12 protein-coding genes are annotated in these 12109 nt (G+C 28.8%); 1 reads left to right on the top strand and 11 read right to left on the bottom strand.

Annotation, left to right across the window (positions count from 1 at the left end; all coding sequences use genetic code 11):
- Positions 1-23: 23 nt before the first annotated feature.
- The 4 genes from B2694_RS09225 to B2694_RS09210 are packed head-to-tail and all read right to left on the bottom strand — an operon-like array spanning position 24 to position 2276.
- Entirely contained in the window at positions 24-551 is a 528-nt protein-coding gene (locus B2694_RS09225; protein WP_346885483.1) for a hypothetical protein, read from the bottom strand.
- Between the two features lie 13 nt (positions 552-564).
- Positions 565-1170 (bottom strand): uridine kinase, encoded by a 606-nt coding sequence (locus B2694_RS09220; protein ID WP_346885482.1) that lies wholly within the window; start codon positions 1168-1170, stop codon positions 565-567.
- Positions 1171-1183: 13 nt separating this feature from the next.
- Positions 1184-1354 (bottom strand): hypothetical protein, encoded by a 171-nt coding sequence (locus B2694_RS09215; protein ID WP_346885481.1) that lies wholly within the window; start codon positions 1352-1354, stop codon positions 1184-1186.
- 22 nt (positions 1355-1376) lie between these two features.
- Positions 1377-2276, bottom strand: coding sequence for an alpha/beta hydrolase (locus B2694_RS09210; protein WP_346885480.1), 900 nt, complete (start codon positions 2274-2276; stop codon positions 1377-1379).
- Positions 2277-2503: 227 nt separating this feature from the next.
- Here B2694_RS09210 and B2694_RS09205 point away from each other — a divergent pair, with 227 nt between their 5' ends.
- Positions 2504-3130: a flavodoxin family protein gene (locus B2694_RS09205; RefSeq protein WP_346885479.1), complete on the top strand. Its 627-nt coding sequence runs from the start codon at positions 2504-2506 to the stop codon at positions 3128-3130.
- A 91-nt stretch (positions 3131-3221) separates the two neighbouring features.
- Here the strand turns inward: B2694_RS09205 and galE are convergent, their stop codons facing one another.
- The 7 genes from galE to B2694_RS09170 all read right to left on the bottom strand — a co-directional run bounded on the left by galE (position 3222) and on the right by B2694_RS09170 (position 11866).
- Complete coding sequence (gene galE / locus B2694_RS09200; RefSeq protein ID WP_346885478.1) at positions 3222-4235, bottom strand: UDP-glucose 4-epimerase GalE; 1014 nt, start codon at positions 4233-4235, stop codon at positions 3222-3224.
- A 141-nt stretch (positions 4236-4376) separates the two neighbouring features.
- Positions 4377-5504, bottom strand: coding sequence for an ArsR/SmtB family transcription factor (locus B2694_RS09195; RefSeq protein WP_346885477.1), 1128 nt, complete (start codon positions 5502-5504; stop codon positions 4377-4379).
- A gap of 69 nt (positions 5505-5573) precedes the next feature.
- A complete protein-coding gene (locus tag B2694_RS09190) occupies positions 5574-6830 on the bottom strand; it encodes an MFS transporter (protein ID WP_346885476.1) in 1257 nt (418 codons plus the stop codon).
- 191 nt (positions 6831-7021) lie between these two features.
- The gene (locus B2694_RS09185; RefSeq protein WP_346885475.1) at positions 7022-8791 is read right to left on the bottom strand and encodes a sensor domain-containing diguanylate cyclase/phosphohydrolase; all 1770 of its coding nucleotides are present in this window, start codon (positions 8789-8791) and stop codon (positions 7022-7024) included.
- A 291-nt stretch (positions 8792-9082) separates the two neighbouring features.
- Positions 9083-9415: a hypothetical protein gene (locus B2694_RS09180; RefSeq protein ID WP_346885474.1), complete on the bottom strand. Its 333-nt coding sequence runs from the start codon at positions 9413-9415 to the stop codon at positions 9083-9085.
- 84 nt (positions 9416-9499) lie between these two features.
- Positions 9500-10279 carry a PHP-associated domain-containing protein gene (locus B2694_RS09175; RefSeq protein ID WP_346885473.1) on the bottom strand — a complete coding sequence of 260 codons (780 nt, stop codon included), beginning with the start codon at positions 10277-10279 and terminating at the stop codon, positions 9500-9502.
- Between the two features lie 177 nt (positions 10280-10456).
- Positions 10457-11866 (bottom strand): hypothetical protein, encoded by a 1410-nt coding sequence (locus B2694_RS09170; RefSeq protein WP_346885472.1) that lies wholly within the window; start codon positions 11864-11866, stop codon positions 10457-10459.
- Positions 11867-12109: the final 243 nt, after the last annotated feature.

Below are 12109 nucleotides of genomic sequence, written 5' to 3'. Positions count from 1 at the left end.
ACTCCTTTCTTAATTTAAAATACTTATTTATTTTCCCTCATATTAAATTCTTCTACATTTAGCATAATTATGGAATTTTCTATTTTTCCATCAACTGTTGAATATTGAAGGTTGAAATAAAGATTATTCTTAATAAGACCCAACTGTTCTTCATTGAATAATTGTTGTGAACTGATTTCTCCTATACTTTTATTCAACAAAAGTTCATCAGATAAAGATGTTCCTTTATTATCCCATCCATTTGAAACTGCTTTTGATAAAACTAAATATTTATCTCCATCTTTATCTAAATAGATATTTTGAGAATATGATTCAATTTGTTCTTCTTTGCTTCCTATATACTGTATATTGCCGCCAATAACTATATGCCTGTTAGGAAATAGAATAATTAACCCTTCTGTTAATCTTATATCTGTGTTTTCTCCCTGAAATGAATACACTTTAAATTCTTGGTTATCCAGCTTAGTTTTGTACCACATAGTTGTACCAATGAATACTATATTAGTTATAACTAAAAAAAATACAATCCAAAGTATAAATGTTCTCTTCATACATTTCTCCTCCCTATTTTACTACAAAATCAGCATTTTCAATTGGTGAATAATCTAAGATATATCTTTCTTCCGCTGGGAAGTAACGCCTTTCATATTTGCATTTTATATCCTTTAATCCACCTATATACCCATCTCTTTTTATAACTCTACTTAATCTAACTTCTTGTGGTACATCAAGATAAATTATAAAATCTAAATACCTTCTTATCTCTTTTCTTTGTAGAAATATCCCTTCTAAAAGCAAAACAGTACCATGTTCTATTAAAACTTGTTGTTTAATATATCCATCATTTTCTTTATCATATAACTCTATTAATTTATATATTTCATCTCCTCTTTTTACAGGTGATAAAATTTCTTTCACTAAATAATCATATCTCCACTGTATATTGTAATAACAATCCCATTCTTCTTTAGACTCATCATATCTAATATGTTTTGGATGTATAAAGTCATCAATATGCAACACATAAGTATAATACTTTTCCTTTTGTAATTGCACTTTTAATGAATTAACTATTGTGCTTTTACCTGCTCCTCCTAATCCATCAATTCCAATAACATAAATCCTATTAGAAATATCCTGGTTTCTTAATTCCCTTAATAAGCACTCCATTTAAGACTCCTCACTAAATATTATTATTTTGCTTCTTTATCATTTCTTCAAGCTTATTCATCCGTAAATTAATCTCCTGAAAATGTTGTAACATTCTTTCTTCATGGTTTTTTATTTTTTCAGGAATATAAACTGTAATATTATAAATTACCCATAATATTAATATAATTAAAATGTATTCCAATGCTTTGCCTCCTACATAATATCTAATTTGTAAATAGCAATTCTTTTATTGCATCTATAATTGCATCTGGTTGAGTTTCATTTATACAGTGATTACTATTTTTAACTACTCTTACATCGCTCTTACTGGATAATTCTTTTAATCCGCTAGAGAGTTCTTGTGATAATCTTTCAATTCTTTCTGCTTCTATTTTAGGTATTCCTTCTTCAATCATTTCATTAATAGAATAAACTGGATCTTCAATTAGTACTATTAATGGACAATCTGGAAAATCGCCATATTTACTCATATACTTTACATTACTTCTCAAGTCTTTTATTTCAGAGAGTTGATTTATATATATTTCTGGTCTTACATAAAACTCCATAAGTTCCTTTTTCATATTTATTGGTAATTTAAAATCTACTTCTGATACTTTAGGTTTCACCTCTTCTATTAATTGTTCTTTACTATACTTAGAATATGTTGTCCATAACTTTATGTAAACTTCATCTGAGGTACTTTCATCCGATATTGGAGTTTCTAACTTATCATATCTATCATTTCTATGCATTGATGCAGATTCAACAAGTACTACACTATCTACTTTCTCAGGATACATTCTTGCAAAGTGTTGAACACACAGACCACCATAAGAGTGTCCTACCAATGTAACTTTTTCTTTAATATTTAAGTTATCTAATAATATATTTAAATCCTTTGCAGTCGTCATTGTATTACTACCTTCACTATTAAGCCCACTATTTCCAACACCAGCCCTGTGAATTGTAATGACTTTTGTATATAAGGATATATTATCTATAATATTTATCCATTCATAAAAACTTCCACCCATTCCTGGCATAATTACTACTGTTTTCTTACTATTTCCTTTAATTAAATATTCTAACTTTCTTCCCTCGATATCCATTAACTTAATCATAATCTAAACTCCTTAGACTAATTATTTTTGTATATTTTTACAATATATAATTATTATACCTTATTATTAACTATATCCCTATAACTTTTACACATTTTTACTATTTTAAATCTTAAAAAGACTAATTATAAAAAATCTGATTTACTTTTTATAAATCATACACTTTAAAATGAATAATGCTATAATTTATTTATTAACGATAATATTGTATTGGAGGGAATTTTAAAATGAAAGTCTTATTAATAAACGGTAGTCCTAATGAAAAAGGATGTACTTATACTGCTTTATGTGAAATAGCAATGGAACTAGAAAAAGAAAATATACAATCTGAAATATTCCATGTGGGCAAGGCTCCTATTAGAGGCTGTATGGGGTGTGGTCACTGCTATAAAAGTGGTAGTGATAGATGCGTTTTTAATGATGATACTGTTAATATTGCTTTAGAAAAAGCTAAGGATGTTGATGGATTTATCTTTGGTTCTCCAGTTCACTATGCTGGTGCTTCTGGTATGATTACATCATTTTTGGATAGGTTTTTCTATGCAGGTAGTGGCTTTGAATATAAACCTGGGGCTACTATTGTAAGTTGTCGTAGAGGTGGTTCCTCTGCTACCTTTGACCAATTAAATAAATACTTTACTATATCAAACATGCCAATAGTTTCTTCACAATATTGGAATATGGTTCATGGCAATACTCCAGAAGAGGTAAAACAAGACCTTGAAGGTATGCAAACAATGAGAACTCTTGGTAAAAATATGGCTTGGCTATTAAAATCTATAGAAGCTGGTAAAAAAGCCGGAATATCCTTACCTAAAAAGGAAGAAAAATTAAGAACCAACTTCATAAGATAAAATGAAAACAAAAGTGCTTTTCAAAATATCTTACTAATTTCATGTAAGATGTCTTGCCAAGCACTTTCAATTTATTTATATAAAGTTTACTTTACTCTTCATATCCTTTTGGATTTTTGCTTTGCCATCTCCAAGAGTCTTCACACATTTCTTTTATGCCCTTTTCAGCTGTCCAGCCTAATTCTTCATTAGCCTTTCTTGGTTCTGAATAGCAAGTTGCAATATCACCAGGTCTTCTTGCAGTAATTTTATAAGGAATTTCTCTTCCACTAGCCTCTGAAAATGCCTTAACTATATCAAGAACACTATATCCATTTCCTGTTCCTAAGTTATAAGTTACAAGACCTGAATTAGTTTTTAATTTTTCTAATGCTTTTAAGTGACCTTTAGCTAAATCTACTACGTGAATGTAATCTCTAACTCCTGTACCATCTGGTGTGTCATAATCATCCCCAAATACACTAAGCTCCTTAAGCTCACCTATAGCAACCTTTGTAATAAAAGGCATTAAATTATTTGGAATACCACATGGATCTTCTCCAATAGTTCCACTTTCATGGGCCCCTACTGGATTAAAGTAACGAAGTAATGCTATATTCCATGAATTATCAGAGCTATATAAATCTCTTAAAATTTCTTCTAACATTAGCTTTGTTCTTCCATATGGATTTGTAGCAGATAGCGGTGCTTCCTCTGTAATTGGAATAATTTTTGCATCTCCATAAACAGTAGCTGATGAGCTAAATACAAAATTTTTAACTCCATATTTTCTCATTAATTCTAAAAGTACAAAAGTGCTAGTTAAGTTATTGTGGTAATACTCTAGGGGCTTAGCCACAGATTCTCCCACGGCCTTAAAGCCTGCAAAATGAATTACTGAATGTATAGTATTTTCACTAAAAACCTTGTCCATATCTTCCTTGTTTAAAACATCATATTTATAGAATTTAGGCTCTTTTCCTGTAATAGCCTTAATTCTATCCTTTACTAACTCTTTACTATTACTTAAGTTATCTACAATAACAACTTCATACCCCTCTTTTAATAGCTCAACAGTAGTATGACTACCGATATAGCCCATTCCTCCAGTTACTAAAACTGCCATGTAATACACTCCATTCTTAGTTTATTTATGTCGAATTTAAATTTATATCATAGCATTTAACCATATTGATAATGCTCAGATAAATAACTTCGTATACAATTATATCTCAAATTGTAAAATTATTAAAGTAAAAAAGAGCTATTAGTTTAGCTCTTTATTTAAAACCCTTAAGAATTCCTTCATAGTATCTTTATCTACACTATAAAAAATTTTATTATCTACCTTTTCCATATATACTAATTTAGCTACAATTAAAGCATTCATGTGATAAGAAACAGTAGCTGTAGTAAGAGAAAGAGCCGCTGCAATTTCTTGCCCAAACATAGACTTTTTCTTAAGCATCTTTATAATATTAAATTTACTTTTATCGCTTAGACACTTTAATCTATCAATTAGAACTTTTTCCTCATTATCATTTCCTATAGAATCACTCAAAAGTTCATAAAACTTCCATCCAAAGTACATATATTCTCTTCTTTTATTATTAAAAACAGGGCTTATGGTTGATAAAAATGATACTGAATTAAATCTAATTATACTTGGAAAGATATAAATATCATCTTCCCACTGATCAAAGATTTTAATACCTGTGGAATCAGAGATAAATTTAGGATTTTCTTTAATTAAATCTCTAAGATCATATATAAATTTTTCTACTTGTTTTTCCATAACCTTAAAAGCTTCCTTAAATACATCTATAGAATTTATAATCATATCAATAAGTTCGCTTAAATACTCCTTTGGATTTTGAGAAATAACCGTAAGCCACCACTTAGATTCACTGTCTAAAGTACATCTTTCTATAAGATAAGGCATAAATTCTTTTTCTGCATCTAAGCTAGATAAATCATCCTTATCAGGAAAATCATCTCTAAGATGATCATCTTGACATAGAATTTCCTTCATAGCAAGTTCCTTTAGTTCCATGGAATCTAAATTGTGAATTCTACTGCGTCCCTCAATTAGTTCCTCCTCGGTTATATTGTTAATAAAAATACTAGCTATACAATGTGTTTTTTCATGAACTTCACTAATATCATTAAAGAATATCTTAAGTCTATCCATAGGTATCTTATTTCTAGTCTTAAATTTTTCGATAAATTTAAAGAAGTTTTTTAAATCCTTATTTATATATTTATCTATATCTTCGCCATACTTTTTAAAACTATCCTTCAGCTTGTTAACTATTTTTTCTTCATTAACTATAAAATAAAGAGTATTTTTCACTTCCTCAATTAAATTAATGTTATTCTCTACTATATATTTCATATGAAACTCCTTCTCTCGTCCTTCAGATGAGTAAGTTCCAATAACTAAATCAAATATTTAGATTGTCACTTAAATTTCTTGCATGCTTTTATTATAACGTTGACATAGGAATAATACCACTGTACCTATTCCGAATATTAAGAATAGTTGAGCTGTGCTTAAGAATACACAAAGACTCCCTACTACTAACGATCCTACTGGTGTAGCTGCCATGCATAATGAATTAAGTATTCCTGCTGCCCTTCCCAAATATTGTTGTTCTGTTTTTTGCATAAAAGTTATATTTACTATCATCATAAATATACTAGCAGATGCGCCAAATAAAAAGGCTAATAAAATGATAGTTCCATAAAGGACTAAATCAACACCTATCATAGGTACAAATGCTAAAGATAAATATGCAATTCCTATGATTACCCCTGAAATTATAAATAAATTAATTCCTTTAAATTTTTCTGCTATTTTAGGATATATAGCACCACCAATAAGCATCCCTGTAGTTAAGCTAAAACTAATCATTGCAACTACCTCAGGACCCTTTAACAACTCCTCATTTACATATGCAACTCCTAAAGTGTTAAAAGGTATCATAAATAAATTAATTAATGCGGCAAATATGGTTATTGATATCAAAATTTTACTAGTCTTTAAATAGATAAATCCATCCTTTAAATCTCTGAAGTACCCCTTCATATTTAACTGTTGTTTCTTTAAAATCTCTTCTTTATATCTAACCATAGCCATAAATATTCCGCAGATGAAAAAACTAATTGCATTAACAATCATTCCGCCACCAATACCAATAACTGCAATGATTCCAGCCGCCACTGCAAGACCAACTAACTCCACAATTCTAGATAAAGTAGATTGTACTGCTCTTGCATATGCAAACTTTTCTTTTTCAATAATTAGTGGATAGGCTGCTATTGCTGCTGGTCCTTCAAAGGACTCAAAGGTAGAATTCATGAAGGTAAATATAAATAAATGATATGGCTTAAGTATGTCAAAGATAAACATCAATGCTGTGATAGTTACTACAGTGGCTCTTCCTAAATTACAAATGACAACTACATTTTTTTTCTTTTTATAGTCTACAAACACACCAGCAATAGGTTGAAGCAATATTGTTGGAATAGCATTAACTCCAAAAATTAAAGCCATTAATGCAGTGCTACCTGTAATTTCATATACCATCCACCCATAAGCAATGGTGTCAATAGAATCCCCAAATCTTGAAATCAGATTACCAATGATAAATAAGCAAAAATTTTTATCCATAAGTATGTCTTTATATCCTATTTTTTTCTTTTCTACAGCTAAATCCATAACTATACCACCCTTACATAATTTATATATTATTAAAATTTCTTCCTATTATTAGTTTATGATTATATTAGATAATTGTCAATACCAATTAGATATATATCTAATATAAATTAAAAATAAAAAGGGCAAGAAGTATTTATTCAACATCACCCTTTATTAAGGTGTTTTGCTACTTCTCAACCCTTTATTTCTTAATCATTTTTTTCTTCATTGTTATCTAAACATTTTAAAAATAGCTCTACTAGTTCTGGATCAAATTGGGTACCTGCACATCTCTTTAATTCTTTAATAGCCTCTTCTTTATTCATGGCCTTTCTATATACCCTATCATGAGTCATAACATCATAGGCATCAGCAATAGCAATAATTCTTGCCATAAGCGGTATTTCTTCTCCTGCAATGCCTAAAGGATATCCACTACCATCCCATTTTTCATGATGGGTTAAAACACATTTTGCCACATTCATTATTTCACTAGAAGCATTGATTATTCTAAATCCCTTTTCTGCATGAGTTTTCATCACTTCAAATTCATTTGTTGTAAGTGGCCCTGGTTTTAAAAGTATATCTTCCTCAATAGCAATTTTTCCAATGTCATGAAGTCTAGCTATTATCATTAATTCATCCATTTGTGAGCTCTTAAATCCATATCTCTTTCCTATTTCCAACGCATAGGATTCTACCCTTTCAGTATGCTCTTCTGTTTCCATATTCTTAGCTTCCAAACTCTTTTTTAATGAGTTCATCATGGAGCTTCTAACACTATTATGTTCTAAGAGTTTTTGCCTATATACCCTCTCTTCTACTTCTTTAATACACTTATCAATGTCTTCTTCTACAGAATGCTTAACCACTTCACCAAGGGCAATGCTAAGTTCAATGTAATTATGTTTATACTTCTTACATTCACTTCTTATTTTTTCAATACTTCTCTCACAACCGCTTTCATCACAGCTTGGCAGGAGTATCATAAATTCATCTCCACCCCATCTAAAAACAAAGCCTTTATCACTACAAGCTTTATTAAGAACACTAGATATACTTTTTAGTAGCCTATCTCCTTCTAGATGTCCTAAAGAATCATTAACTAGCTTTAGTCCATTTACATCTCCCATAATTATTCCTAAAGGAAGGTGCTGCTCATTATTTAATTCCCGTATCTTTTCTTCAAAATAAGTTCTGTTATATATTCCTGTTAGAGCATCATTATAACTCAAATATCTAAGCCTATCCTCTAATTTTTTTTGGCTAGTGATATTTCTAGCTAGCCCAACAATTCCCAAAACTTCACCTTTTTTATTTATTACAGGAGCCTTAAAACTTTCTTCTATAATTCTATTTCCATTTTCATCTAAGGTAACTCCTTGAATATATTTTGCTTCTTTACTCTCCATTATTTCTTTATCTACTTTAATAAAATTTTCTGCGATTTCCTTATCTGGATAAACTTCTAAGTCATTTTTCCCAATTACATTATCTACTCCAAATTTCTTATAATAGTCATTGAAATTTTTATTGCAACCAATATATCTTGAATCCTTATCTTTATAAAAAATAGCCTCTGGTAATGAGTCTATTATAGTTCGAAGAATACTTTTTTGATTTTGAAGCTCTATTTCTCTTCTTTTTTCTTCTTCAACATTTACAATAATCCCACCCATAGCATTAGTGTTACCGTCATCATCAGTGATTGGGAATACATAACACTCTTCTGCTATTTCTCCAGTAGTTTCATCATAGGAATACAATTGTAATTTATCTAAACCTTCCTTTACTCTTTTATTATATATACTTGCTACTTTCTTCGGAAAGATTTCTTCATATGTCTTACCTTTTACTTCTTCTAGCTTTAAATTATAACTCTTTTCACAGGCTTTATTAATAAAAATAATCTTTTTATCTATATCTGCAATCCATGCAGCCCATGGCATATTCTGTAAATACAATTCAGCTAACCCCATACTTATCCCCCATATTTATTCCCAATAATTCATCATCACCTTATTCTACCACTTTTCTTCCTATAATATCTACATTTTCTTGTCATACTATGTATTTTTATTCATCCCATATTTATCTAATCTCAGATCTATACACTATTTAATATAAATCTATATAAACTTATAATATATACTCATATTAAATTATCTTATATTATTTAATATGAGTATATCAGCCAAGAGGACAAAGGAAATTATCTCCAAGTTATTTGGTCCTATTAGAAGCTTATTAATTTCTATATAGCCCTCTAATTATCTTTTTCCTTTTCTTCGTAATTCCTTTTGTAATTTAATCTGAAATCTAGGATCATTAGCAATGTAGTAACTTAAAATATCACTTATAGTTTCTCCATCTAACCCTTCAATTCCACCTCTTTTATCTACTTCATCTTCTATAATATCTAAAATATATTCTTCTAGAATTTCTCTTGTTAACTCCTCTCTCTCTCTTATTTCTTCTTCCCTTTCCTCTCTTTTCTCTTTTTCTTCATCAGCTTTTAATCTTTCTTCTATTGATATATATTTATTATTTCTTTTCTTTTGTTTTTTCCTCTTTTTCTTAATTTTACACAAAAAACACCCCATATTAATCCTCTCTCTTTAAAATTCTTTCATTATAAACTTCACCTACTAATCCTTTCTAATTAATACCTTCCCTAAAAACTCTATTTATATAGTAAACTCCATATCTTTGTTATAATCTGTTCTAGCAATCAAATATCTTTTTAATATTTTAGAAGTGTATACTCTAAAATTTAAGGAGGGTTCTATTTTTATAGAATAACCTTCACTAGTTATAGCTAATCTAAGCTCTTCTATGGTATAACATGGATTATCTAGTTTAGTATATATCCCACCCAATTGTAATGGAGTGTGACTATCACTACCTGTAATTACATTAACTCCTATTTTACTAGATAATTCATATAACTCTCTTCTTACCTCTTCTTCACCTTTTTTGAATATATCTTTAGCATTTAAATCTATAGCATCTAATCTCTTTAGTAGTTCTTCAGGATGATTACATAACTTATGTCCTCTTCTAAAAGGATGTGCTCCTATTTTTAAACATCCATACTCATCAGCTAAATCTAATAACTCTTTAAATTCCACTAAGTTTTCTCTATTCATATAAGGTTCTAGCCTTTCATGAATCTCTAATATAGCCTCTCTCCTTCCTACTAAAACAACATGTCCCTTATCCTTTATGCTCACTTCCATAGCAGGAAAAACAGAAACTCCTTTAACTAAATACCTATGATCTTTGTATTCATAGTTTTCTTCAAGATATTTATATATTTCTTTAAAATTTATAGCATTAAAATGTTCACACATAATTATTCCATTTAATTTATTTTGCTTTGCATATTCAATTTCCTCATTAAAAAATCTCTCATTAAAATCTTTTCTTTTACTCAACAATCCATGGACATGAAAATCTATGTTCATATTAACTTCTCCTCCTAAAATTACTGATAAAATCTAGAATCTAAACTGTAAAATCTCTCTTCTTATCATTATATAGAAATAACACCAGTAAGTTCCCCATATCTGAGTTGCTTCTCATACATTGCACATAAATAAAAGACTGCCCCAAAATAATTTTGAGACAGTCTTTGTACAAAACTAAAATCTGATTTTTTCTTTTCTAAGTCTTTGTATTGCTCTTTTTTCTGTAATTACTGCTACAACTTGACTTTTTAAATTCTTATTTTCTGAGTATTTTCCATGGAAGGATAAGAAATTAAAATTTCCAATAAGAGCAAGATTTTCATCACAAATCAACACCCTTTCACAGGTATCACCCTTCTTTATTTCAAAAAGTTTACCATAGTTATTAAAATCATCTTTAATGATATCTGCTATTCTTTCTGATCCTCTTTCCATTTCTTCCATATTCAAATCCTTATTGGAACCTAAGCCATAAACTATTCTAACCTTAACTTCTCTGTTTAATGCCTCTTTCAAAAGACTATAAACTTTTTCCTTATACATTACATGATTATTTATCCAAGGAGTAACTATGTCTATTTCGCTTTTAGCTGCAATTAAAGCTTCTTTGAAAATATCAATAATTTCATCATCCTTTATAGTTTTATAATCAGCTACCCCTAGTCGAGATAAGCTATTCACTATTTCTATAGTACAATCTACATTTTTCTGAACTGAAGTCATATAACTCTCTTCTAATTCTTCTATATTCTTTTTAATATTTTCACTTATTTTTTCATAATTTCCTTTTTTCTTTAGTTCTTCAAATTCATCAGTAATATTATCCACCATTTGATTAATTTGTCTCTCACTTTGTCTTATACAAACATCCATAACATTATTAGTATGACTCTTTAAGCTTTTTTCAAAGCCATCTAAATTTATGTTACTACTATTTTTAATTTCTCCCTTCATAGACTTGAACTGCTTGTCTATATTCATTCCTATTTGCATCTTTAATGAAGTGCTCTGTCTAGTTAAAATTTGTTCTACTTCTTTAGTATAAATATTCATACTTTCATTTAAAAGCTCATTTATTTCTTTATTAATTCCCCTGTAATCTTTTTCACTATTATCACTAACATAATTTTTTATTTTAGTTTCTATAATTTCTATGAGCTCCTCATTATTCTGTGAAAATTTGTTTCTTGCCTCTTTTATTACATCTTCATAAGTATTATTAACAGTTTCTCCTATTTCATTGACTATCTGTTTCTCCACAAATCTTTTTTTCCCTTTCATAGTGGTTGCTAAAACATCAGACATACTATTATTAACTCTATCATTTGCATATTCTATAACATCTCTTTTTACTTTACTTATCTGATTATTAACTTTTTCCCTTATATCATCTTTAATGTCAAAAGTTTTTTCATCAACTGTAACCACTGCTTCTACTTGTTCTTCATGACTCTTCTTTTTTTTCTTTAAATTATACCCCTCAAGTAACTTTGAAAATAGAAATACACATAATGTAGCTAAAGCTATTACTAGTAAAATAGTAATTACTAAAGTTATTGTGCTTTCTCCTAAACTTTTAAACATCATTTTTCCCCCACAATCCTATTTGCATTTAAATTTACTGTAAACACCCCTAAAACAAATAATATATACTTTCATAATTAATATACTATATATTATAATATTCTACCAAAATATATAAATCTTTATAGTTAAAAGAAAATATGATGAAAACTTTCAAATTAGTATGTTATAATCTATGTTATCGGTAAATTGAAAAGGTAAATTCCGATTTTTAGCCGAAACAGAACTTACTTTTGCAAAGTG

The sequence above is a fragment of the Clostridium sp. UBA4395 genome (genome assembly GCF_002390995.1).
Taxonomy (GTDB): Bacteria; Bacillota; Clostridia; order Clostridiales; family Clostridiaceae; genus Clostridium_J; species Clostridium_J sulfidigenes.
Note: the sequence above shows the minus strand (reverse complement) of the source record. Positions and strands in the feature narration are given on the sequence as shown.

Excerpts from the sequence above, each read along its gene's own strand:
- B2694_RS09225 (WP_346885483.1), bottom strand. The coding sequence starts at position 551 with ATGAAGAGAACATTTATACTTTGGATTGTATTTTTTTTAGTTATAACT.
- B2694_RS09220 (WP_346885482.1), bottom strand. The coding sequence starts at position 1,170 with ATGGAGTGCTTATTAAGGGAATTAAGAAACCAGGATATTTCTAATAGG.
- B2694_RS09210 (WP_346885480.1), bottom strand. The coding sequence starts at position 2,276 with ATGATTAAGTTAATGGATATCGAGGGAAGAAAGTTAGAATATTTAATT.
- B2694_RS09205 (WP_346885479.1), top strand. The coding sequence starts at position 2,504 with ATGAAAGTCTTATTAATAAACGGTAGTCCTAATGAAAAAGGATGTACT.
- galE (WP_346885478.1), bottom strand. The coding sequence starts at position 4,235 with ATGGCAGTTTTAGTAACTGGAGGAATGGGCTATATCGGTAGTCATACT.
- B2694_RS09195 (WP_346885477.1), bottom strand. The coding sequence starts at position 5,504 with ATGAAATATATAGTAGAGAATAACATTAATTTAATTGAGGAAGTGAAA.
- B2694_RS09190 (WP_346885476.1), bottom strand. The coding sequence starts at position 6,830 with ATGGATTTAGCTGTAGAAAAGAAAAAAATAGGATATAAAGACATACTT.
- B2694_RS09185 (WP_346885475.1), bottom strand. The coding sequence starts at position 8,791 with ATGGGGTTAGCTGAATTGTATTTACAGAATATGCCATGGGCTGCATGG.
- B2694_RS09180 (WP_346885474.1), bottom strand. The coding sequence starts at position 9,415 with ATGGGGTGTTTTTTGTGTAAAATTAAGAAAAAGAGGAAAAAACAAAAG.
- B2694_RS09175 (WP_346885473.1), bottom strand. The coding sequence starts at position 10,279 with ATGAACATAGATTTTCATGTCCATGGATTGTTGAGTAAAAGAAAAGAT.
- B2694_RS09170 (WP_346885472.1), bottom strand. The coding sequence starts at position 11,866 with ATGTTTAAAAGTTTAGGAGAAAGCACAATAACTTTAGTAATTACTATT.